Below are 22,291 nucleotides of genomic sequence, written 5' to 3'. Positions count from 1 at the left end.
CCAGATTATTTGTCAATTATTAATTGACAGTTTGTTAAAAAACATGTTATTCTGACATAAAATTGTCTAAAACTGACAATTAAACTCACGAGGAGGCCCTATCATGAACCCCTTCGCGAAGAAACCGAAGGTATCTCTCACCAACCAGATCTTGATTGCCACCGTTCTTGGATTGGTCCTCGGGCACTTTATCGGCCCGGCGATCGCGCCGATTAAAGTCGTCGGGGATATCTTCCTGCGGCTCATCCAAATGTCCGTGCCGATCATCATTCTCGGCGCAGTCACAGAAGCCGTGGGGTCAATCAACCCCAAGGACTTGGGCAAGCTCGGATTTAAAATCGCGCTCTGGTTCCTGATTCCCACCCTCATTGCCGCGGCTCTCAGGCTCGCCATCGGCTACATTATTCAGCCCGGCGTCGGCCTGCCGGCCATGCAGCTGGAACAGACCGTTCAGCCCTACACGCAGAGCATTACCACCATCATCACCAACTTCTTCCCCACCAACATCATCGACTCGATGGCCAAGGGCTCAATGATTCAGGTCATCGTCTTCGCCATGATGCTCGGCGTCGCCATCAGCCTCATCTCCGCCGAGACTGGCGACACGAAAATTCTGGACTTCGTCAAAGCGCTGAACGTCGCCGTGCTGCGGATCATCAAAATCGTCATGAAGACGGCTCCTCTCGGCGTCGGCGCGCTCATGGCATGGGTTGCCGGATCCCTCGGCTTCCAGATCATCGTCCCGCTGGCCAAATACCTGGGCGGCATGCTGCTTGGCGTCGCCATCATCATGGTTGTCATGATCCTGTTCACCGCAGCGTACGTTCAAGTGAACCCGCTCAAGCTGGCCGCAAAACTCGCCAACATGACCGTCGTCGCCGCGACGACCACATCTTCGGCCATTTCGCTGCCCACCAAGATGAACGACAGCGTCAACAAGCTGGGCGTCAGCGAAAGGATTTCCGGCCTCGTCAACCCGCTGGGCATGGTGCTGAACAGCACCGGACAGGCCATGTTCTTGTCGCTCGCGGCCGTGCTCATCGCCCAGTTCTTTCACATTGACATGCCGCTGCCCCAGATGATTCAGGTCGTCATGCTGGCCACTCTCGCCTGCATGGGAACCCTCGCCGTCCCCGGCGGCGCGCTGGTCATTCTGCCGGGCTCATGCCGTCCCTCGGCCTGCCGCTGGAAGGCATCGCCATCATTGCCGGCGTCGACTGGTTCCGCGGCATGATCACCACGATTCCCAACGTGGACGGCGACGCGCTAGTCTCGCTCATCCTCGCCAAGGACGAAGGCGAATTTAACCGCGACGTTTTTGACGGCAAAATCACCGCCGAGCAGGCCAGCAAGGCCAATAGCTGAAAAGGAGCTCACAAATGAAAATTCTCGTCGCCAACCCCAACAGCTCGACAATCGCCACCGAAGTCATCGCCCGTTCCGCCAAGCGGAAAATCATCAACCCGAACACCCAGATCATCCCGATGAACAACTCCCGGGGAACGGAAAACATCGATTGCGGCTTCGCAGACTATCAGTCAAGCTGGTCGCTGATCCGCGAAATTCTGCAGAAGGTTGAAGAGGAAAAAGTTGACGCCGTCGTGCTGGCCGGATTCGGAAACGTGGGGATCTTCGCCCTGAAAGAGGCTCTCAGCATTCCCGTGCTCAGCATCTCCGAGACGAGCCAGACGATCGCCTGCCTGATGGGCCACAAGTACACCGTTCTGACGGCCATGAAGCAGAACATCCCCCTTCAAGAAGACCTCGTCCGGCTCTTTCGGCTGGAAGGCAAATGCGCCTCAATTCGCGCCATCGATATCAACGTCGAAAAGTGCGTCACCGAAAAAGACAAAGTTCTTCAGCGGCTTAAAGAAGAAATCACCAAGATCGTCGAAGAGGACGGCGCCGAAGTCGTCATTCTCGGCTGCGGCGGGCTCTGCGGGTACGACGAAGAACTCCAGAAGCTCGTCGGCCTGCCGGTCATCGACCCGGTCACGGTCACGGTAAAAATGGCCGAAATGATGGTTGAAACCGGCCTGTGCCACAGCAAAAAACGCAAGTTCGCCAATCCGCCTCAGCCGCTCGCCGAGTACTTCTAACCCCAAGCGCAGCAACTAGGCACAGCACGAAGAACACAGGCCGCCTCCCGGCGGCCCACAGAAAAAGCCAGCGCCCTCAGGGCGCTGGCTTTTTGCAACTCTTTTACCTGCAGGAGCGAAGGCGCTCCTCGGCAAACGCCATCGGGCGGAAATCCACAACCCGATCGTAAGGAATCAACTGGTCGATCATATTCCCGTCGATCCAGAACTTCTGCCAGCGGTTCAGCGACTCCGCATCAACCGCCGCGCTGGGCGTCCACATTCCCTTCGACCGAAAATGGTTAATCACCCGAACGCCTGCCTCAACATCCACCTTTGGCCATTTTTTACGGATCACGCCCGCGCAGTCCGCGCCGTCATGCTCTAAAATCCACGTCGTCGCTCGCTGGAGAGCCAAGGCAAACCGGCCCGCCAAGTTCTTCGAATCGTCCAAAAACTCAGGCGTCCCGTAGTAGACGCTCCACGGCACTGGCCCGCCGTGAACGGTCAAATCGGCGACCACAAACCCGGCGCCGGAAGCCGCGATCTGAGCCGCCAGATCGGGCTGAAGAATGATGAAGTCCCCCAGACCGCCGTTGAACAGCTCCACCAACATCTTGGCGGTGAAGTCGTGAACGAACTGAACTCGGCTCACGTCCGCATCCGACTCGCTCAGGCACCCCTGCACGAACACCGAAGCGCTGGCGCCGTTGCCGCCGGGAACTAGGACCGTCTTGTCTTCAAGGCACTTCCAACTGAACGATGAAAGCTCTTTCCGCGAGGCAACGGCGAACGGACAGCGGGACGCCACCTTGGCGAACGCCTTATAGTTCTTGATCCGATCCATATAGATGAGCGGCACCCAGATACCGCCCTCGACCGCGTGAGCCTGCCCTGAATCAATATCGGCTAGGACCTTGGTCCACGGACCGGGGACGTAGGACTCCACGTCCAAATTGACGTCGGCAAAATATCCCAGCTCCTTCGCCATGTAATGGGGCATGTAGTTCATCGAAACGCCGGTGGACGAAATTAAAAACTTATCCAGGGAGACCTCCTGTGTTTGTGAGCTCGCAAGCCGTATCAACATGAGCCGATTATAACAGTTGAAAGGGAATGTTTCACGCTCAAGCATAAAAAAATGACCATGTATTATTCAGTTATGCCAAATCGATGAAAAACAGGAGACCGACAGGAAACTGGCGAACATTAGAACAAAACCAGACGGAAACGGGCTGCGCGATCGGCCCTTTGTTGAACCATTCGCCTCAATTTGATCACACCGCGTCAGAATGACGTTATTGAAGCGGCAATGATCAAATTGAGCCATCTCGTTTTAGCTGCCGCTGGCACTCTGCCAGCAAAACCCATGACCTTTTCAATTCACGCTCTGCTCAAAGAAGAACATAAGAAGCCCCCGGCATAAAGCCGGGAACTTCTTATGATTATCAACTGAGCAAAGTGAGCGCCGCCAATACTCGGCCGCCCGTAAAAGTCACTCGGATCGCCACGCCACAACAACCGTCAAAAAACTGTCAATTGTATTCTCCAACTCGCGCCAAACAACTTCTTGTCAGTCTTCTTGCGATTCGCCATTCCAGCCTCAGTTCCAGCGGTATTTGGTATATCGCCCTCCACCAATTTTGATGATCTTATTTTCCCGCAGCAATTGAGCAAGTGTTCTCTGAATCGTCGCCTGTGCTATATCGGGTAAAGTATCCTGTATTTCAGCTTTCGTGAAGGTTCCAAGTTTACTCCGCACCATATCCACAATACGATCCGCTTTGGAAACCTTCCGTTCCGCTACTAATGCCGTCCGGTCAATAAATTCGCGGTAGGCCGCCACGATCACACCCAGCATGTAGGTGACAAACGGCCGGTAATCGTTTTTCCCTTCATGCCACCCGACTGAGCTGGCAAATAAAGCGTCATAATATTTTTCCTTTGACGTCTCGATCAGCTTTTCAATACTAATATACTTTCCGACAATATAACCATTCTGATATAGCAAAAGAATCGTCAGCAGACGGCTCATGCGGCCGTTTCCATCGGCAAACGGATGGATGCACAAGAAATCAAGAATAAACATCGAAATGACCAAGAGCGGTTCAGCTTCCGAACCAGAGAGGCTTTCCTGATACGCGGCACAAAGTTTTTCGACCGCTTCAGGCGTCTGACATGCCGCGACCGGCTGAAACCGCAATTTTCTCGTGCCATTCGTTTCCACTTCTTCGATTCGGTTGTCTGAAGTCTTCCACGTCCCGCAGAACCGCGCGTCCTCAAACTTAAACAGATCCCGATGAAGCTGAAGGAAAACAGCCGGCTTAATCGGAATATGCTCAAAGCTCTCATGAATCGTCCTCAGGACATCCCGATACCCGGCAATCTCCTTCTCGTTCCGGGTGCGAGGTGTCGTTTTCTCCATGACTATTTTTCTCAGCCGTTCTTCAGACGTGAAGACGCCTTCAATCTTGTTCGAGCTCTCTGTACTCTGGATTTTAGCGATATCAACTAAACCCTGCAGGACATCTGCGTGCCGGGAAGCCACTAGTTCCTGCTTGCCTTTATTTTCATAAATGATTGTGATGTACTTGACAATCTGAGAGGTAAACAAGCTCTCACATTTATCTTGATAGGTGTACTCCCGCATTCATACCTCGCCCCTTAATTTGATCATTTTCTCAAACTTTGATGTCGTTATTATGTTCCTGATCAAAATATCGCGTCAAGGGACAATTTGATCAAAAATCGCCGAAATGATGTTATTGAAGTGGCATGATCAAATTGAACATCTTGCCTTGAGGCGTTTCGGTCTGGTTTATGGGTCACGAAAAGTCGAGCTATATAATTAAAACTTAGAAACTACTATCGAAAAGACGAGCTTTAAGCCTTATAATTGATTGCATCGCTCACATTATCACTCAAAAGAGGTGCCGACGATGAAAATCAGTTACAAGAAATTATGGGTCATGCTGATCGAGCGCGATATAACGAAAGTCGATCTGCGCAAAGCAACCGGCCTGTCTGCCGGGACCATGAGCAAGCTGAACAAAGGCGAAGAAGTCTCGCTGTCCGTCCTTCTGCGCATCTGCGCCTATCTTGGCTGCAACATTGGGGACATCTGCGAGGCCATCCCAATCGAGAGATGATTCCGCCCTTTTGGGCAAACGACAGTCGCGCACTCGCGGCAAATCACCCAACCAATAGAAAGGATAACGGCCATGAATAAACAACAGCTTGCCTCCAAAATTTGGGAATCGGCAAACAAAATGCGTTCAAAGATTGAAGCGAACGAGTATAAAGACTACATCTTGGGCTTCATCTTCTACAAATTTCTTTCCGATAAGGAAGTCAAATACCTGAAAGACGCCGCTTGGACCGACGAATACATCCCGAGCCTCACCGAAGACGACGCCGAGACGGTCGGAACAGTCCAAAAGGACATCGGCTACTTCATCGCTTACGAAAACCTTTTTTCAACGTGGATCGCCAAAGGAAAAGACTTCTCCGCCGACGACGTGACAACCGCCCTGCCAGCCTTCAACCGGCTCATCAACAAGTCGCACAAAAAAGTCTTCAGCGGGATCTTCAAAACACTGGAAACCGGCCTGTCCAAACTCGGCGAAACGTCCGGCGCGCGAACCAAAGCGATTCGCGACCTGCTCTACCTCATCAAAGACATTCCCATGGACGGCAAACAGGATTACGACGTCCTTGGCTTCATCTACGAGTATTTAATCAGCAACTTCGCGGCCAACGCCGGCAAGAAGGCCGGTGAATTCTACACGCCCCATGAAGTCTCACTGCTCATGTCCGAAATCGTCGCCCATCACCTCAAAGACCGGCAGGAAATCAAAATTTACGACCCGACGAGCGGCTCCGGCTCTCTGCTCATCAACATCGGCAAGTGCGCCGCCCGGTACATCGGCAGCGAAGATAACATCCTGTACTACGCGCAGGAACTCAAAGAGAACACCTACAATCTCACACGCATGAACCTCGTCATGAGAGGCATCATCCCCGACAACATCACCACGCGGAACGCCGACACCCTCGAAGACGACTGGCCCTATTTTGACGACGACGACCCGACCCGCACCTATAACCCACTGTACGTCGACGCCGTCGTCTCCAATCCGCCGTACTCACAGGCGTGGAACCCAGTGGGCAAAGAAAACGATCCCCGTTATTCCAACTTTGGCATAGCGCCCAAAGGAAAGGCCGATTACGCCTTCCTGCTCCACGACCTTTTCCACGTCAAACCCGACGGCATCATGACTATCGTTCTGCCGCACGGCGTCCTCTTCCGCGGCGGCGAAGAGGGAACCATACGTAGAAACCTCATCGAGGGGAACTACATTGACGCCGTCATCGGACTGCCCGCCAACATCTTCTTCGGCACCGGCATTCCTACCATCATCATGGTCTTAAAACAGCCGCACGGGCGAGCCGACTACACCGACGTCCTGATCGTCGACGCGTCCAAAGGCTTTGAAAAAGCAGGCAAGAACAACGTCCTGCGCGCCTGCGACATCAAAAAAATCGTCGACGTCGTCACGTCCCGAACGTCCGTCCCCAAGTTCTCCCGCGTCGTCAGCTTGGAAGAAATCCGCGCCAACGACTACAACCTCAACATACCCCGCTACGTCGACTCGTCCGAGCCAGCTGAAAGCTGGGACATCTACGCCTCCATGTTCGGCGGCGTGCCGGAAAGCGAACTCCGTGCCCTTCAGGACTACTGGACCGCCCTCCCGGGCTTGAAAGAAGCGCTCTTCTGCCCGGATAACGACGCGTACTGCCACGTCAACGTCCCGAACGTCAAAGAAGCGGTCATGAACCACCCGTCAGTCGGCGCGTTCATCACCCGGTATCAGGCCGCCTTCAAAGACCTTGAAACGTACCTAACCGCCCAACTGATCGACAAAATGGAAACGCTCAACACCTCCAGCGCGGAAGCCGCCGTCAGCGATCAAATCTTCAGCCTGCTGAGCGGGTTCCCACTCGTCGACAAATACGCCGCGTATCAGCTCCTCCACGACGACTGGAAAGGCATCGCCGTTGACATTGAAATCATCCAGACCGAAGGCCTTGCCGCCATCAAAGGGGTTGACCCCAAGATGATCGTCAGGAAAAAGAACGGCAAAGACGAAGAAATACAGGACGGCTGGACCGGCCATATTCTCCCGTTCGACCTCGTCCAAGAAACCGTACTGGCGGACGAACTGGCCGCCCTCAAGGCAAAAGAAAGCCAGCTGAGCGAACTGGCCGCCGAATACGAAGCCCTGCTTGACGAACTGAGCGAAGAGGAAAAAGAACGGCCGTTCGTCAACGAAGCAAAAGACGCCTTCGTCCCGGCAGAAGTGAAAAAAGCGCTCAAAGACAACGTCGACAACCCCGAAACGCTCGCGGTGCTGAAAAAAGCCGACGCGCTGGCGACAAAAGAAAAGGCGTTAAAAAAGCAGGTTAAAGACGAAAGTGCCGCCCTGCACCTGAGGACAAAAAAGACGATTGAAGGGCTGAGCGACGACGAAGCCCGCAAGCTTTTGAAGCGAAAGTGGATCGACCCGCTCGTCAAGCGCCTGACCGAACTCCCCAACGCGGAGATTCGGAAGCTGATCGCCAGTCTGGAAGCCCTGTGCGCCAAGTACGAAACGACCTTGGCGTCGGTTGAAAGGGAAATCCGCGAGACCGAAACGGCCTTGGCCGGCATGCTGGACGAGCTGCGGGGGAGCGAGTACGACATGAAAGGCATTGCCGAGCTGAAAGCGCTGCTCAAAGGTGAATAGCATGCCAGAGACCACCAAGAAACCGGCCCTCCGCTTCGCCGGGTTTTCGGACGAATGGGAAGAGAGGAAGCTGGGGGATATAGGGTCAACGTATACTGGTTTGTCTGGAAAAACTAGCTCAGACTTTGGGCACGGGGAGGCAAAATATATCACCTATATGAATGTATTTTCCAATCCGATTACTAGCCCCAAAATGGTTGAGGCAGTCGAAATTGATGATAAACAACATACCGTTCAAAAAGGGGACGTATTCTTTACAACATCTTCTGAGACCCCCGAAGAGGTCGGAATGTCTAGTGTATTACAAGAAAATAGCGCAAAAACTTATCTAAACAGTTTTTGTTTTGGATATCGGCCAGCAGTTAAATTCGATAATAATTTTCTAGCTTATACGCTAAGATCGCCCAAAATTAGAAAAAAAATAGTTTTCTTAGCACAGGGTATTTCTCGCTATAACATATCAAAAAATAAGGTGATGGAAATTAAAATTCCAATACCTTATTTGAACGAACAATGGAAGATTGGCGAACATTTTGCTATCCTTAACCGCCTCATCGCCCTTCACGAGCGAAAATATTCAAAGCTGATGAACGTGAAGAAGTTCATGCTGGAGAAGATGTTCCCCAAAGACGGTGCCAAAGTACCGGCCCTCCGCTTCGCCGGGTTTTCAGATGAATGGGAAGAACGGAAGATTAACGACGTCGCAAACTTCTCTAAAGGCAACGGCTATTCTAAAGGGGATTTAAAAGGCTCAGGGACTCCCATCATTCTTTACGGAAGGCTCTATACAAAGTATCAGTTTGAGATTGAAGGGGTAGACACATTCGCCGACATCCGGAGCGGTGCCGTGTTCAGCAAAGGTAATGAAGTTATTGTTCCCGCTTCTGGCGAAACAGCAGAAGACATCGCAAGAGCTGCGGCTATTTTAAAATCAGGCATTCTACTTGGTGGCGACCTTAACATACTTCATCCATTTACTTTTATGAATCCTTCGTTCGTTGCTTTGGTAATATCAAATGGCCCCCCCCAAAAAGAGTTGGCGCGAAAAGCGCAGGGGAAATCCATTGTTCATATCCACAATTCAGATATTCAAGAAGTAACCGTTCGATACCCAGATAGAGCCGAGCAAGACAAAATCAGCCGCACTTTTTCCAAACTCGACCATCTCATCGCCCTTCACCGTCAGGAGCTGGAGCGGCTGCAGAACGTCAAAAAGTCGTGCCTCGAAAAGATGTTCGCCTAACCGAGAAAGGAGCTCGCCATGTCATTCAACCAAGAGTCCGATTTTGAAGAAGCGCTGATTCAAACCCTGTCCAAGCACGGTTGGGAAAAGGACGTTTTAACGCACCGGACAGAACAAGAGCTCATTCAGAACTGGGCGAATATCCTTTTTGAAAACAACCGGGGCCGCGACCGGCTGAACAACTGTCCGTTAACCGACGGTGAAATGCGGCAGATCCTGGAGCAGATCGGCGGGCTGAGGACGCCGCTCAAGCTGAACGGCTTCATCAACGGCGGCAGCGTCACCATTATTCGGGACAACAAGGACGACCGGGAGGGATACCGCAAGGAGCGGTCGCTGAAAATCTACGACCGGCGGGAGATTGCCAAGGGACTGAGCCGTTATCAGATCGCCCGACAGCCCCACTTCTTGAGCCACTCGAAGATGTTGAACGACCGGCGGGGTGACTTGACGCTTTTAATCAACGGCATGCCGGTAATCCATATTGAGCTCAAAAAAAGCGGAGTGCCGGTCAGTCAGGCGTGGAATCAAATTGAAAAGTACTCCGGCGAGGGCATTTTTTCGGGGCTTTTCTCGCTCGTGCAGGTTTTTGTGGCGATGACCCCGGAAGAAACGGTTTACTTTGCCAATCCCGGGCCAGACGGCAAGTTCAACCCAGACTTTTATTTTCACTGGGCGGACTTCGATAACGAGCCGATGAACGATTGGAAGAACGTCGCGTCTTCTCTGCTTTCGATCCCGATGGCTCACCAGCTGATCGGCTTTTACACGGTGGCGGACAATTCGGACGGCGTTCTCAAGGTGATGCGCAGTTATCAGTACTTCGCGGCGAATGCCATTTCCGACAAGGTGACGGGAAACCGCTGGGACGGCGGGCAGCAGCGCGGCGGCTATATTTGGCACACGACCGGGTCGGGCAAGACAATGACGTCGTTTAAGTCCGCTCAGCTGATCGCCTCGTCAAAGGACGCGGACAAGGTGATTTTCCTGATGGACCGAATCGAGCTGGGGACACAGAGCTTAAAGGAATACCGCGGCTTTGCTGGCGAGAGCGAAGAGGTTCAGGCAACGGAGAACACGGGCGCGCTGGTGACAAAGCTCAAGAGCGATAACCCATCGGACACGCTGATTGTGACGTCGATCCAAAAGATGAGCAACATCAAGGACGAGGACGACGGGGGCTTGAATGCGGCCGATTTGGAGCTGATGCGCTCCAAGCATATCGTCTTTATCGTGGACGAGTGTCACCGCTCGACGTTTGGGGATATGCTGGTGACGATTAAGAATTCTTTCCCCAACGCGTTGTTCTTCGGCTTTACCGGCACGCCGATTCAGGATGAGAACCAGAAGAAGATGAACACGACGGCGACGGTATTCGGCAACGAGCTGCACCGGTACAGCATTGCCGACGGGATTCGGGATAAAAACGTGCTGGGGTTTGACCCGTACAAGGTTCTAACCTATAAGGACACAGACCTTCGGAAAGCTGTTGCACTGGAAAAGGCGAAGGCCCGAACGGTTGAGGAAGCGAACGCCGATCCCAAGAAGAGCGCGGTTTTTTACAAGTACATGAACCTTCCGATGGCCGGTTCGTTCGACGAGAAAGGGAACTACGTCAAGGGAATCGAGGACTTTTTGCCCGACAGTCAGTACACCTGCGAGGCTCATCAGTCGATGGTGGTTCAGGATATTTTGGAGAACTGGGCCACGCTGAGCCGAAACGGCAAGTTTCATGCCATCTTGGCGACCGGAAGCATTGCCGAGGCAATTCAGTATTATCGCCGTCTGAAGGCGGTCGAGCCGAAGCTGAAGACCACGGCTCTTTTTGATTCGACGATCGATAACAACGGTGACGGTTTGGACAAGGAAGACGGACTCGTTGAGATCATCACCGACTATAACGAGCGGTACGGGCAGAATTTTACGATTCCGACGTTTAGCAAGATGAAGAAGGATATTGCCGCCCGGCTGGCGCATAAAGCCCCGTACGAGCGGGGTGAGCTGGCGCCGGAGAAACGGCTTGACCTGCTGATCGTGGTTGACCAGATGCTGACCGGGTTCGATTCCAAGTGGATTAATACGTTGTACATGGACAAGGTTCTGAAATACGAGAACATCATTCAGGCGTTTTCTCGGACGAACCGGCTGTTCGGGCCTGAAAAGCCGTTCGGCACGATTCGCTATTACAGAAGGCCTCACACGATGGAACGGCTGATCGCGGCGGCGGTAAAGCTGTATTCAGGCGACAAGCCGCTGGGGCTTTTCGCGGACCGGCTGAACCAGAACCTTGAACACATGAACTCTATTTTTACCCAGATCAAGAACCTGTTTGAAAGCTCTGGAATCGCCAACTTCGAGCGGCTTCCCGAGGAGACGGCCGAGCGCAAGAAGTTCGCGAACCTTTTCAAATTGTTCAATCATTACCTAGAGGCGGCAAAAGTTCAGGGTTTCCAGTGGAACGTTTTGTCGTGCGGCTTCACAGACCCCGATACGGGCGAAGATCGCTGGGTCGACGTCCTGATTGACGAGCGGACCTATATGGTTTTAGTCATCCGATACAAGGAGCTTTTCAGCGGCGGCGGTGACGTCGAGAACGGCGAAGACCTTCCGTATGAGCTTGACGGCCACTTGACGACGATTGACACGGCGACGATCAATACCGATTACATGAACTCGCGCTTTACAAAGTACCTGAAGCTGTTTCATCAGAAGGAAGCGAGCGCAGACCTGCTGAAACAGGCGGAAGAGGAACTTCACAAAACCTTTGCCGAGCTTTCGCAGGAAGAACAAAAGTTCGCTGGGATTTTCCTTCGCGACATTCAGCGGGGCGACGTCGTCCCCGAGGACGGCAAAACGCTGAGAGACTATATTACCGAGTACATGACAAAAGCGAAGGACGCTCAGATTCATCGGTTCGCTGCCCTCTTTGGGCTGGACGAGGGAAAGCTGCGAGACCTGATGGCACAGAAGGTGACTGAGGACAACATCAACAAGTACGGCCGGTTCGCCGCGCTGAAAAAGACGGTGGACAGGGCGAAGGCAACGGAATATTTTGAAGCCCTCACAGGGGAAAAAATTATTCCGCTAAAAATTTCGACGAAGATCGACGTGACGCTTCGTAAATTTATATTGGACGGCGGTTTTGACGTGGAGATGCCCGGCAAGGACTCTTAAAACAAATAACCGAGGTCATCAAGCCTTTGGACTTGATGACCTCGGTTGCTTTTATATGCTCGGCTGAAGCCGGGCCAGACTTCTCATTCAAATCATTCAAGCGACCGCCGGGACGGTCAGCCCCGCGCGGAACTGGTCGCCCTCAAGGGGGCGCGGACCGTTGTATTTGGAGCTCTTCCGCGCCAACGCCATTTTAAAATCTTACTGCCCAAAAACAGCGCCCGCTTCGGCAGGTCATTTCCCCTTCGACCGTTCGCCGCGGCGCGAATAGTTGTCCTCAACATGACGACACAAACAAACGGCTGCGGCGCTGAGTTTTCCCTCGATGTCTTTCTTATCGTTTTTAAAATTAAAAATCCATCCGATAGACGGTCATTTTGAGCCATCGATCTCCCATTTTTGCGAGGAGACGATGCGTCCAACGAATGCCCTTTGTCTTCATGTCATAATAGCCGAGCATGTACCCTTTGCTTGTGACGGTGATCTTGTCGGACCAATTCAAGTCTTGCTCTGGGTCGTTCACACAAAAGAGCACATCGATATCCTTCATCCCCATGTTCTTGAGGACTGTCCGCTTCATCATTTTGAGGCCGCGTTTTCCCACCGCGTCGAAAATTAGACGCCCGCCGGGATATCGTTTTGATAACCTCAAGACTAAGTCCTTTACTTTCTCGGTCTCAAAATAATGAAAGACTCCCGCCGCAAAAAATATGACCCCGTTTGTTCCGTCGACTTCGTTCATCCACTCACAATCTTTTATGTCGGCAGTGATGTTCTTTTCTCTTTCTTCAGCGGGCATCAGGCGCTCCCGAACCGCTATCACATCTGGAAGATCAACGTTCACAATTTTACACGTACCGTTGTCACAAGCTCTTCCTGTGTTATCCAGTCCACACCCAAGATTGACGATAACGGCTTTCGGGTGCAGTTTGAGGTAATCGTTAATTTCCCAAGCCATATCAAGCTGACGCATCGCCGCTTCCAGCGCTCCGAACTCGTGGAAAAGGGTGTCCTTTTTCGCTTCCAGCGGGGAGAAGTCATAGTCCAAGCTCTCACAGAGCGTCTGTGCCGTGGTGTCCGTATAGAGAGTAGGGAATTTTTCCGCACACATCTTTCTGCCGTATAACGGGATAATCAACGTCTCCTGCACGCTGTCCTTTTCAATATGTATTTTTTTCGTTTGCAAGGCACCCCTTTCATATTTGATAAAGTAACTTTTAAATCTTACACTCTTCGGAAGCGCGCGCCGTGCCTTTTTCAGTTGAACCAATCGACGCCCGCTTCCGCTTGTTTTCACGCCAGCTTCCCAAGGATACAATGAAAACAGGGCTTGAAGCCCTGTTTTCATTATCTGTCATTTTTATTTTATTCCCACTCCACGGTTGCTGGTGGCTTGCTGGTGCAGTCGTAGACTACTCGGTTAATCCCCCGCACTTCGTTGCATATTCTGGTGGAGACCCGGTCAAGAACGCTGTGAGACATTGGGTACCATTCGGCGGTCATGCCGTCGCTGGAGGTGATGGCCCGCAGGGCGCAGACTCGGGCATAGGTCCGCTCGTCGCCCATGACGCCGACGGTGAAAACCGGCAGCAGGACGGCGAAGGCCTGCCAGATTTGGTCGTACAGCCCGGCGGCGCGGATTTCTTCAAGGAAGATGTGGTCGGCCTGACGAAGGACGTTCAGCTTTTCTTTGGTGATGTCGCCCAAGCAGCGGACGGCGAGGCCGGGGCCGGGGAACGGGTGACGGCGGACGATGTTTTCCGGCAGGCCGAGCAGACGGCCGAGGGCGCGGACTTCATCTTTAAACAAGTCGCGGAGCGGCTCGAGCAGGTTCATGTTCATGTCCTGCGGCAGACCGCCGACGTTGTGGTGACTCTTGATGACGTCGGCGCCTTTGCGGGCCCCGCTTTCGATAACGTCCGGGTACAGGGTGCCCTGCAGGAGCCAGCGGGCGCCTTTGATTTTCCGCGCCTGCTCTTCAAAAACCCTGATGAAGGTTTCGCCGATGATTTTGCGCTTCCGCTCCGGCTCGATGACGCCGGTGAGGGCTGAGAGGAACTGCTCCGACGCGTCGACGTAGTGGACGTTCAGCTTCATCTGCTTGTAGCTTTCCAGCACTTCTTCAGCTTCGTTCTGGCGCAGGAGTCCGTTGTTGACAAAGATGCACTCGAGCCGATCGCCGATGGCGCGGCTGACAAGCGCGGCGGCAACGGACGAGTCGACGCCGCCGGAGAGGCCGCAGATGACTTTATCATTCCCGACTTTAGCGTCGATGTCGGCCTGAGCGATGCTGATCCAGTCGCCGAGCTGCCAGTCGCCTTTGCAGCCGCAGATGTCGTAGATGAAGTTGTGAAGCATTTTTTCGCCGCCCTGGGTGTGAGCCACTTCAGGGTGGTACTGCAGGGCGTTGAAGCGGCCGTCTTTGCTGCGGAAACCGGCGACGACGCCGTCGTCCGATTGGGCGGTGAGGACAAAGTCTGGCGGAATTTTTTCCACGTCGTCGCCGTGGCTCATCCACACTTGGAACGAGTCGGGCAGGCCGGCGAAGATGGCGCACGATTTGTCCTGAATGCTGACATGTCCTCTGCCGTACTCGCGGGCTTTTGAGCGGCGGACGACGCCGCCGAACAGGCGCGCCATGAGCTGCATGCCGTAGCAGACGCCGAGGATCGGGACGCCGAGGTAGAAGAAGCCGTCGGGAACCCGAGGCGAGCCTTGGTCAAGGACGCTTTTGGGGCCGCCGGAGATGATGAGCCCTTTGGGCTGGCGGCTTTTGACTTCGTCTAAGGTGCAGCCGGCCGGTATGATTTCACTGTGCACGTGCATTTCCCGTATTCTTCGCGCGATGAGCTGGGTGAACTGGGAGCCGCAGTCGATGATGACGATGTTTTCCATGAGACGAACACTTCCCTCCAGAGCCGGAGTTCTCCGACCGAAAGATGTTTTTATTATATCCTGACTGGGCTGGCTGTGACAGGTGGATCTTCATTTCCTGCGGCGGTTTTGCGGCTTTTCTTCCGAGCTCCGAAAAGAGCCAGAACGTCGTTTCTCCCTCTTGATATTCCGGCCCCACTTTCCTATGCTGATCAAGGGCGTTTCACAACTTTTCGACTGGAGGGGAGAAACATGGAGTATCGGTTGGCCCGCCCGGAAGACCTGCCGGGCGTTGCGGAACTGCAGAAGAAGTATCACGTGAGCACCATTTCACCGGAGGATAAGCCGAACGGTTTTGTGACCACTCTGTTTTCGGAGGATCAGTTCAAGTCGCTGATGAGCCAAGAGCACGGGCTGTCGGTGGCTGTGGACGGCCGGCGGGTCGTGGCCTACGCGATGGCGGCATCGTGGGATTATTGGAAGGTCTGGCCGCTGTTCGCCCACATGATCGCCGATCTGCCGTCGGTGACTTATCTGGGCCGACAGCTGGACACGAAGAACTCGTACCAGTACGGGCCGGTGTGCGTTGACGCTCCTTACCGCGGGACAGACGTTTTGCCGAATATTTTCGAGTTCTCCCGCCGCGAGATGGCGAAGCGCTTTCCCGTGCTGATTACGTTCATCAATCAGGTGAACCCTCGGTCGCTGGCGGCTCATACCCGCAAGCTGGGTCTTGAGATCATCAAGCCGTTCGACTTCAACAACCAGCACTATTACGAGCTGGGATACGATACGAGCCGGCCTATGGCGGCCGCGACGCTGGCATAACTGACAAAAAGCAAGGGCTCCCGAGCATATCATATGCCCGAGAGCCCTGTTTTTTTGCGGTTACTTTCCGACTGGGGGAATGACTTTGACGCCGCCCATATAGGGAACGAGCGCGTCGGGGATGACGACCGAGCCGTCTTCCTGCTGGTAGTTTTCGATGACCGCAAGGACCGCCCGGCCGATGGCCAGCCCGCTGCCGTTGAGGCTGTGCGGATAGCGAAGCTTTCCGCCGCCGGCGGGCCGGTAGCGGCAGTTCATCCGGCGGGTCTGGAAGTCCTCGCAGTTGCTGCAGGAGCTGATCTCGCGGTAGCAGTTCTGGGACGGGAGCCACACTTCCACGTCGTAGGTCTTGGCGGAGCCGAACCCGATGTCACCCGAGCAGAGGACGATGACCCGATACGGCAACCCGAGCCCCTGAAGGACCGATTCGGCGTCGGCCGTGAGCTTTTCCAGTTCGTCATAGCTGGTCTCCGGGGTGCAGAGCTTAACCATTTCGACTTTGTCAAACTGGTGAAGCCGCATGATGCCCCGAACGTCCTTGCCGTAGCTGCCGGCCTCGCGGCGGAAGCAGGGCGTGTAGGCGGTCATGTACATCGGCAGGTCGTCTTCTGAAAGGGTTTCGCCGCTGTGCAGGTTGGTGAGCGGGACTTCTGCCGTGGGAATGAGCCACAGCGGTACGTCGTCGTCGCCGCCGATTTTGTAGAGGTCTTCGGCGAACTTTGGCAGCTGCCCTGTGCCGGTCATGGTCTCTGTGGACACCATAAGGGGAACGTTATACTCGGTGTAGCCCTGCTTCAGGCAGTGCAAGTCCAGCATGTAGTTGGCCATGGCGCGTTCCAGCCGAGCGCCCAGCCCGCTGAGGACGGTAAACCGGCTGCCGGCCAGCTTGACGCCCCGCTCGCTGTCGATGGTACCGGTGAGCTCGCCGATGTCCCAGTGCGCTTTGGGCTCGAAGCTGAACTTTTTAGGCTCGCCCCAGCGGCGGACTTCGACGTTTTCCCGCTCGTCGGCGCCAAGCGGAACCGTTTCGTGGAGCTTGTTGGGGATCTCTAAGAGTTTGCGGCCGATTTCGGTGTCCACGTCGGCCAATTTGTCGTCCAGCTCTTTGACCTGCTCGCCCAGCTCTTTCATCTTTTCCATCAGGGCGGCCGCGTCGGCGCCGCTCTTTTTGGCCATGGCGACGGCTTTGGAACCTTCGTTCCGGCGGGCTTTGAGCTCTTCAGACTGCCCCAGTATGTCCCGACGCTGGCCGTCCAGCGCCAAGATGGCGTCCAAGTCAACGGTGCTGTGCCGGGCTTTGAGCCACGCCCGAACTTGGTCGGTCTGCTCTCTGATGACTTTCAGGTCTAGCATTGCTTTTCCACCTCCCGATCGCTGCGGATCTGACGCAGCAGCGACACCATTTCAATGGCCGCGACGGCGGCTTCGCTTCCCTTGTTGCCTGCCTTGCTGCCCGAGCGAAGAAGGGCCTGTTCGAGGTTTTCGGTCGTCAGCACGCCCAAGGTGACGGGAACGCGCTGTTTGAGCCCCACGCCGGCCAAGCCTTTTGACATTTCGGCGGACACGTATTCAAAGTGCGGCGTGTCGCCCCGAATGACCGCGCCCAAGGCAATGATGGCGTCATAGGTGCCGCGCAGGGCGATTTCCTCCACCACCAGCGGCAGTTCCCACGCGCCCGGAACCCAGTACACGTCCACGCCTCTCAGGTTGACGCCGTGACGCGACAGGGCGTCCTTGGCCCCTTCAAGCAGCTTGCTGCCGATGAGCTCGTTAAACCGGGACACCACGATGGCGTACCGCTCGTCGCTTCCTGTGAGGTTGCCCTGAAACACTCTCATTGGTCTCTCTCCTTTTCGCCGTCGGACAGGTGAAGCAGGTGACCCATCCTGTCTTCTTTGGTCGTCATATATTTTTTATTATAGCGGTTCGGCTCAATTTCGAGGGGCACCCGCTCGACCACTTCCAAGCCGTGGCCCTGCAAGCCGACGATTTTCGCCGGGTTGTTGGTCAAAAGCCTCAGCTTAGTGATTCCTAAGTCTTTGAGGATCTGGGCGCCGACGCCGTAGTCCCGCAGGTCGGGCTTGTGGCCCAGCGCCAAGTTGGCGTCTACCGTGTCCAGTCCTTTTTCCTGAAGCTCATAGGCGCGCAGTTTTTCCACCAAGCCGATGCCGCGCCCTTCCTGCCGCATGTAGAGCACAACGCCGTAGCCGGCGCGCTCCACCATGGACATGGCCGCGTGAAGCTGAGGGCCGCAGTCGCACCGCAGCGAGCCGAAGACGTCGCCGGTCATGCACTCGGAGTGAACGCGGACCAACGGCGCGTCTTCCTTCGACAGGTCTCCCTTGACGAGGGCAATGTGAACCCGGTCCGGATCCGCTTCGAGCTGGCTTCTGTACGCGATGGCGGCAAAGTCACCCCACGCGGACGGGAGGTGAACCGACGCGACTCGCTCGATGAGCTTTGTGCGGGCCACCCGCCACGCGATCAGCCTGCTCAGCTCGAGGACCGGCGCGCCCAACTGCTTTGCCGCTTCTTCGGCTTCGGCCAGCGGCGCCGGTGAGCCGGAACGGGTACGGACCGGGACGAAGACGCCCGCGCCAAACCCGGCCAGTTCGGCGAGGTCGCTTGCCGCCTCGGCAAACGACGCCCGACGGACGACGCCGCCCGGACGGGCGACCAGCGGCCTGACGCGGCCGGGACGAAGCAGCGCACCCGCCGGCGTCGACTCGTCGGCCAAGACGTGGGCCACGTCGGTTTCGTACTGGCGGGTCGGCATCTCCGGCGCGAGGGCGAGGTCAAACGACTCGGCGAACCACGCGCCGCCCTTGCTGGCCTTGACGACTGCCAACCCAAGCCGAGACGCCGTCGGTTCGCTGAGGACGAAGAACGGGTCGCTGAACCCAAAGGAGGAGGCGGCGATCAGTTTCTCAGCCGTCAGAGTTCCGGCCGGCAGGACAAACGCGCCCGTGTCGCCCTCGCCGGATCCTTCAGTCACCAGCACCGCGCCGCCGGAGCGCAGCGCGTCCCGGGCCCGAGTTATTTCGGCGCTTTCGCCGCCGGTTCGTTGGTTGTTCACCGTCACCACCCCATTTCGGCCAGTTTGGCCATTGTCAGGTTCTCTCCGCCCGTATCGTTTGACACCAGGCGCTCCAAGTAGCGGGCGATCACGTCCACTTCCAGATTGATCAGGTCGCCGGAACGGCGTTCGCCCAGCGTCGTGTCGTCAAGCGTTTGAGGGATAACGGCGACGGAGGCCGCGCCGCCCTCAAATGAGGCGACCGTCAGGCTGACGCCGTCAAGCGCGACCGAGCCTTTAACCGCCACGTACCGGCGAAGCTCATTTGGTATCAGGACGGTCAGCAGGGCCGAGCTGCCGCTCCGGCGCAGGCTCACGACGCGCGCCGTCCCGTCCACGTGGCCCAGCACGAGATGGCCGTCGAGCCGACCGCCTAGCTTCAGGGCCCGCTCAAGGTTCACCCGCTTGCCGACCTGCAGGGACGAGCCGCCGCGGGAGACCGTTTCGGCGGTCATTAGGACGCGGAACGCCCCGTCGGCAAGAGCGGAGACGGTCAGACAAGCACCGTCAACGGCTACCGACTGGCCGATTGCCAGCTCGGCGGCAAAGGGGCAGGAGACGGTAACCGCTTGACAGCCGCCTTCGGGCGTCAGACCGACGACCCGGCCAGTGCACTCAACCAGTCCTGTGAACATGGGCTCACTCCTTCAATCCACAGATCGTCGTCAACCCGGCGTTCGGCGGTACGAACGAAGTTCCAGCGCGCCAGCAGGCTCTCGGTCAAAAGTTCCTGAGCCATACCGGTTCCCTTTCCTAAGACGCAGGGTGCTTGAAAGACCGACAGCTGATCCACAAGGCCTTCCTGCAGAAGAGACGAGGCCAAGGTACCGCCGCCTTCGACGAGCAGCCTGTTGACTCCTCTTCGGCACAGGTCGGCCAATACGGCGCTCAAGTCCAAGCCCCCCGGGCCAGTTGGGACGGTCGCGGCCCGGCCCTTAAGCTTATCGGGAATCGGACAGCCGTCCGCGGCGTAGGCCAGAGCGTCGCCGCTTCGCGGCAGAAGCATGGCGGCCGAGAAGTCCCGGCTCACCACGACCGGCCGGGGCGACGGGCCGTCAACGTCCCGCACGTCCAATCGGGGCTTATCGCGCCGGGCTGTCGTGCCGCCGACCATGACCGCGTCGTTCTCGCTTCTAAGCAGGTGCCCCAGCTTGCGGGCCGTCGGTCCGGTGATCCATTGGCTCGTGCCGTCGGGAAGCGCGGTGATCCCGTCAAGCGACGAGGCAATTTTGAGGGTCACCCATGGCCGTTTCCGCTTCACGGCGGACAAGAAGCCCCGGTTCAGCCACGCGGACTCTTCTGCCAGTACGGGGCAATCGACCTCTATTCCCGCCTCACGCAGTATTCCGATTCCCTTTCCAGCCACTTGGGGGAACGGGTCAACCAGCCCGGCGACGACTCGGACGACCTTGGCCGAGACGAGGGCCGGCGCGCAGGGCGGCGTGCGCCCCTGATGGGCGCACGGCTCTAAGTTGACGTAAACCGTCGCGCCCTCCGCCCGCTCCCCGGCGGCCGCAAGGGCGGCGGCTTCGGCGTGAGGGGCCCTAGGGGCGCGGTGCCAGCCGGTCGCGATGACGTGGCCGTCCCGGACAATCACACAGCCGACCATCGGGTTGGGGCTCGTCGTTCCGGCTCCGCGGGCGGCCAAGCTCAGAGCCATCCTCATGTACCGCTCGTCAATTCTTCTCTGTCCTCTGGGCGTCATGTTCATGCTCGCTTTCTTGTGCGGGCGAACCGCACAGGGCTTCTTTAATCCGCCGGGCCGTGACCGGCCCAATGCCTTTGACGGACGACAGTTCTTCCTCGCTCAGTCCGGCGACGCGCCTCACGCTGCCGAACGCCGACAGCAGCAGCGCGGAAGTGTGTTTTCCAATGCCCGGGATATCCTCCAGCGCCGACCGGCTAAACCGGGCCGTGCTGGCCCGCCGGTGCGACGTGATGGCGAACCGGTGCGCCTCGTCCCGAACCCGCTGAAGCAGCCGAAGCGCCGGATCGTTCCGAGGCAGACGAATCGGCGCGGCGTCCGGCGCGGTGTAGATCAGTTCCTCTTCTTCCGCCAAGGCGACGGTCGGCAGGTTCAGTTCCAGATCGGCCAGAGCCTTTCGGGCAAAGGCGAGCTGCTGCGGGCCGCCGTCGATCATGGCCAACTGGGGCAGCGGCGCTTCTGCCCGGAGCGCCATTCGGTACTTGCGGGTCACAGTCTCTTCAATTGATCTGAAGTCGTCGATCCAGTCGACGGTTCGGATCTTGAACCGCCGGTACAGCGACGGGTTGGGGTATCCCTGCTCAAAGACGACCGAGACGCCGTACGTTTCGTACCCGGCGTGGTGGGAGATGTCAAACCCGTCGATACGCCACGGCACGGTCGGCAGACCGACGAGCTCCTGAAGGGCCTTCATGGCCGTCCAGCTGTCTTCGTCCAAGTCGTCCGACAGAGTGCCGGTGACTTGCGACCGGGTCATGCGCCACAGGCTTCGAATGGCGTCACGGGCCACCCCGGCGGCCTCAAACTCCAGCCGAGAAGCGCATTCTTCCATGCGGGCCCGCAGGCGAGCGATCAGGTCAGCGGTCTGTCCGCTCAGCAGAAGGATCACGTCGTCCACCCGCTCGCCGTACTCTCTGGCGGTACAGAGCCCGACGCACGGCGCGTCACACTTGCCTATGCCGTAGTCCAGACAGGGCCGGGAAAGTTTCGTCCGCGTCAGGTCGTACTTGCAGCTGCGAAGCGGGAACGCCTTCTCGATGATATGAAGCACGTCTTTCAGCGCTCCGGCGGAGATGAACGGGCCGAAGTACCGGCCCTTGATGTCCCGCCGCCGGGTCACCACGAGCCGGGGGAACGGCTCGTCGGTCACCACGGCCCACGGGTAGCGGGTTCCCATTTTGAGTTCCACGTTGAAAAACGGCTGATACGCCTTAATCAGCCGGCTTTCGACGATGTAAGCCTCCGCGTCGCTGGCCGTCCGAATCGTGGTGATGTCGCAGACTGTGGCCACCAGCTTTCGCAGCCGCGGAATGGCAAAGTCCTTGTGGTTGAAGTACGACGAGACCCGGCGCTTCAAGTTTTTCGCCTTGCCGACGTAGATAATCTTCCCGCCCTCGTCGTGCATCAGGTACACGCCCGGGCGGTTCGGCAGTTTCTTGAGCAGGCCGCGGATCCGTTCCATTCGTTCCATGAAAATCTCCCTCGCCGAGTTCAAAGAGGCGAATCGGCGAATATGATGATAGTATA

The 22,291-nt window shown here is 56.4% G+C and carries 18 protein-coding genes; 8 read left to right on the top strand and 10 right to left on the bottom strand.

Going from position 1 to position 22,291, the window contains the following annotated elements:
* The first annotated feature begins 103 nt into the window (after window positions 1–103).
* From HMPREF1249_RS01615 to HMPREF1249_RS01610, 3 genes are read left to right on the top strand one after another with little or no spacing between them, the layout of a single operon-like run.
* On the top strand, window positions 104–1,234 hold the full coding sequence (locus tag HMPREF1249_RS01615; protein WP_021775716.1) for a dicarboxylate/amino acid:cation symporter: 1,131 nt from the start codon (window positions 104–106) through the stop codon (window positions 1,232–1,234).
* A complete protein-coding gene (locus tag HMPREF1249_RS08145; protein WP_196792681.1) occupies window positions 1,165–1,365 on the top strand; it encodes a cation:dicarboxylate symporter family transporter in 201 nt (66 codons plus the stop codon). The genes HMPREF1249_RS01615 and HMPREF1249_RS08145 overlap by 70 nt, the downstream gene beginning before the upstream one ends.
* Window positions 1,366–1,379: 14 nt before the next feature.
* Window positions 1,380–2,099 (top strand): aspartate/glutamate racemase family protein, encoded by a 720-nt coding sequence (locus tag HMPREF1249_RS01610; RefSeq protein WP_021775713.1) that lies wholly within the window; start codon window positions 1,380–1,382, stop codon window positions 2,097–2,099.
* A 103-nt stretch (window positions 2,100–2,202) separates the two neighbouring features.
* Here the strand turns inward: HMPREF1249_RS01610 and HMPREF1249_RS01605 are convergent, their stop codons facing one another.
* Together HMPREF1249_RS01605 and HMPREF1249_RS01600 are read right to left on the bottom strand one after the other, a co-directional pair.
* Complete coding sequence (locus HMPREF1249_RS01605) at window positions 2,203–3,090, bottom strand: ABC transporter substrate-binding protein (RefSeq protein ID WP_196799695.1); 888 nt, start codon at window positions 3,088–3,090, stop codon at window positions 2,203–2,205.
* Between the two features lie 591 nt (window positions 3,091–3,681).
* Complete coding sequence (locus tag HMPREF1249_RS01600) at window positions 3,682–4,728, bottom strand: Fic family protein (RefSeq protein WP_021775720.1); 1,047 nt, start codon at window positions 4,726–4,728, stop codon at window positions 3,682–3,684.
* Window positions 4,729–5,017: 289 nt separating this feature from the next.
* Here HMPREF1249_RS01600 and HMPREF1249_RS01595 point away from each other — a divergent pair, with 289 nt between their 5' ends.
* From HMPREF1249_RS01595 to HMPREF1249_RS01580, 4 genes are all read left to right on the top strand, one after another.
* Window positions 5,018–5,227, top strand: coding sequence for a helix-turn-helix domain-containing protein (locus HMPREF1249_RS01595; RefSeq protein WP_008522153.1), 210 nt, complete (start codon window positions 5,018–5,020; stop codon window positions 5,225–5,227).
* 72 nt (window positions 5,228–5,299) lie between these two features.
* Window positions 5,300–7,864, top strand: coding sequence for a type I restriction-modification system subunit M (locus HMPREF1249_RS01590; protein WP_021775728.1), 2,565 nt, complete (start codon window positions 5,300–5,302; stop codon window positions 7,862–7,864).
* A 1-nt stretch (window position 7,865) separates the two neighbouring features.
* On the top strand, window positions 7,866–9,107 hold the full coding sequence (locus HMPREF1249_RS08015) for a restriction endonuclease subunit S (protein ID WP_021775745.1): 1,242 nt from the start codon (window positions 7,866–7,868) through the stop codon (window positions 9,105–9,107).
* Window positions 9,108–9,125: 18 nt separating this feature from the next.
* The gene (locus tag HMPREF1249_RS01580) at window positions 9,126–12,281 is read left to right on the top strand and encodes a type I restriction endonuclease subunit R (RefSeq protein WP_021775717.1); all 3,156 of its coding nucleotides are present in this window, start codon (window positions 9,126–9,128) and stop codon (window positions 12,279–12,281) included.
* Window positions 12,282–12,630: 349 nt separating this feature from the next.
* Here the strand turns inward: HMPREF1249_RS01580 and HMPREF1249_RS01575 are convergent, their stop codons facing one another.
* Window positions 12,631–13,551, bottom strand: a complete 921-nt coding sequence (locus tag HMPREF1249_RS01575; RefSeq protein WP_231366866.1) for a class I SAM-dependent methyltransferase — start codon at window positions 13,549–13,551, stop codon at window positions 12,631–12,633.
* Window positions 13,552–13,646: 95 nt separating this feature from the next.
* The gene (gene guaA, locus HMPREF1249_RS01570) at window positions 13,647–15,176 is read right to left on the bottom strand and encodes a glutamine-hydrolyzing GMP synthase (RefSeq protein ID WP_021775724.1); all 1,530 of its coding nucleotides are present in this window, start codon (window positions 15,174–15,176) and stop codon (window positions 13,647–13,649) included.
* A gap of 231 nt (window positions 15,177–15,407) precedes the next feature.
* Here guaA and HMPREF1249_RS01565 point away from each other — a divergent pair, with 231 nt between their 5' ends.
* Window positions 15,408–15,983 (top strand): hypothetical protein, encoded by a 576-nt coding sequence (locus HMPREF1249_RS01565; protein WP_008522135.1) that lies wholly within the window; start codon window positions 15,408–15,410, stop codon window positions 15,981–15,983.
* A gap of 60 nt (window positions 15,984–16,043) precedes the next feature.
* Here the strand turns inward: HMPREF1249_RS01565 and serS are convergent, their stop codons facing one another.
* Genes serS through HMPREF1249_RS01535 form a run of 6 tightly spaced genes read right to left on the bottom strand, consistent with a single transcriptional unit; the run spans window position 16,044 to window position 22,235 of the window.
* Window positions 16,044–17,336 carry a serine--tRNA ligase gene (serS, locus tag HMPREF1249_RS01560; protein WP_008522133.1) on the bottom strand — a complete coding sequence of 431 codons (1,293 nt, stop codon included), beginning with the start codon at window positions 17,334–17,336 and terminating at the stop codon, window positions 16,044–16,046.
* Window positions 17,330–17,821, bottom strand: coding sequence for a 6,7-dimethyl-8-ribityllumazine synthase (ribH, locus tag HMPREF1249_RS01555; protein ID WP_008522131.1), 492 nt, complete (start codon window positions 17,819–17,821; stop codon window positions 17,330–17,332). Before ribH ends, serS begins: the two co-directional genes overlap by 7 nt.
* A complete protein-coding gene (gene ribA, locus HMPREF1249_RS01550) occupies window positions 17,818–19,059 on the bottom strand; it encodes a GTP cyclohydrolase II (RefSeq protein WP_008522440.1) in 1,242 nt (413 codons plus the stop codon). Before ribA ends, ribH begins: the two co-directional genes overlap by 4 nt.
* A gap of 2 nt (window positions 19,060–19,061) precedes the next feature.
* The gene (locus tag HMPREF1249_RS01545) at window positions 19,062–19,694 is read right to left on the bottom strand and encodes a riboflavin synthase (RefSeq protein ID WP_008522128.1); all 633 of its coding nucleotides are present in this window, start codon (window positions 19,692–19,694) and stop codon (window positions 19,062–19,064) included.
* On the bottom strand, window positions 19,649–20,764 hold the full coding sequence (ribD, locus tag HMPREF1249_RS01540) for a bifunctional diaminohydroxyphosphoribosylaminopyrimidine deaminase/5-amino-6-(5-phosphoribosylamino)uracil reductase RibD (RefSeq protein ID WP_008522439.1): 1,116 nt from the start codon (window positions 20,762–20,764) through the stop codon (window positions 19,649–19,651). The genes HMPREF1249_RS01545 and ribD overlap by 46 nt, the downstream gene beginning before the upstream one ends.
* A complete protein-coding gene (locus tag HMPREF1249_RS01535; protein ID WP_021775689.1) occupies window positions 20,736–22,235 on the bottom strand; it encodes an excinuclease ABC subunit UvrC in 1,500 nt (499 codons plus the stop codon). Before HMPREF1249_RS01535 ends, ribD begins: the two co-directional genes overlap by 29 nt.
* Window positions 22,236–22,291 lie beyond the last annotated feature (56 nt).

Origin of the sequence: Jonquetella sp. BV3C21 (genome assembly GCF_000468895.1) — a bacterium.
GTDB lineage: Bacteria > Synergistota > Synergistia > Synergistales > Dethiosulfovibrionaceae > Jonquetella > Jonquetella anthropi.
This window is presented reverse-complemented; position numbering and strand designations above follow the sequence as displayed.

What these genes read in the sequence shown, in the direction of transcription:
- guaA (WP_021775724.1), bottom strand. Translation starts at nt 15,176, where the DNA reads ATGGAAAACATCGTCATCATCGACTGCGGCTCCCAGTTCACCCAGCTC.
- HMPREF1249_RS01600 (WP_021775720.1), bottom strand. Translation starts at nt 4,728, where the DNA reads ATGCGGGAGTACACCTATCAAGATAAATGTGAGAGCTTGTTTACCTCT.
- ribD (WP_008522439.1), bottom strand. Translation starts at nt 20,764, where the DNA reads ATGACGCCCAGAGGACAGAGAAGAATTGACGAGCGGTACATGAGGATG.
- HMPREF1249_RS01610 (WP_021775713.1), top strand. Translation starts at nt 1,380, where the DNA reads ATGAAAATTCTCGTCGCCAACCCCAACAGCTCGACAATCGCCACCGAA.
- HMPREF1249_RS01590 (WP_021775728.1), top strand. Translation starts at nt 5,300, where the DNA reads ATGAATAAACAACAGCTTGCCTCCAAAATTTGGGAATCGGCAAACAAA.
- HMPREF1249_RS01565 (WP_008522135.1), top strand. Translation starts at nt 15,408, where the DNA reads ATGGAGTATCGGTTGGCCCGCCCGGAAGACCTGCCGGGCGTTGCGGAA.
- ribH (WP_008522131.1), bottom strand. Translation starts at nt 17,821, where the DNA reads ATGAGAGTGTTTCAGGGCAACCTCACAGGAAGCGACGAGCGGTACGCC.
- HMPREF1249_RS01580 (WP_021775717.1), top strand. Translation starts at nt 9,126, where the DNA reads ATGTCATTCAACCAAGAGTCCGATTTTGAAGAAGCGCTGATTCAAACC.
- HMPREF1249_RS01595 (WP_008522153.1), top strand. Translation starts at nt 5,018, where the DNA reads ATGAAAATCAGTTACAAGAAATTATGGGTCATGCTGATCGAGCGCGAT.
- HMPREF1249_RS01605 (WP_196799695.1), bottom strand. Translation starts at nt 3,090, where the DNA reads ATGAACTACATGCCCCATTACATGGCGAAGGAGCTGGGATATTTTGCC.
- HMPREF1249_RS01535 (WP_021775689.1), bottom strand. Translation starts at nt 22,235, where the DNA reads ATGGAACGAATGGAACGGATCCGCGGCCTGCTCAAGAAACTGCCGAAC.
- HMPREF1249_RS01615 (WP_021775716.1), top strand. Translation starts at nt 104, where the DNA reads ATGAACCCCTTCGCGAAGAAACCGAAGGTATCTCTCACCAACCAGATC.
- HMPREF1249_RS08015 (WP_021775745.1), top strand. Translation starts at nt 7,866, where the DNA reads ATGCCAGAGACCACCAAGAAACCGGCCCTCCGCTTCGCCGGGTTTTCG.
- serS (WP_008522133.1), bottom strand. Translation starts at nt 17,336, where the DNA reads ATGCTAGACCTGAAAGTCATCAGAGAGCAGACCGACCAAGTTCGGGCG.
- HMPREF1249_RS08145 (WP_196792681.1), top strand. Translation starts at nt 1,165, where the DNA reads ATGCCGTCCCTCGGCCTGCCGCTGGAAGGCATCGCCATCATTGCCGGC.
- HMPREF1249_RS01545 (WP_008522128.1), bottom strand. Translation starts at nt 19,694, where the DNA reads ATGTTCACAGGACTGGTTGAGTGCACTGGCCGGGTCGTCGGTCTGACG.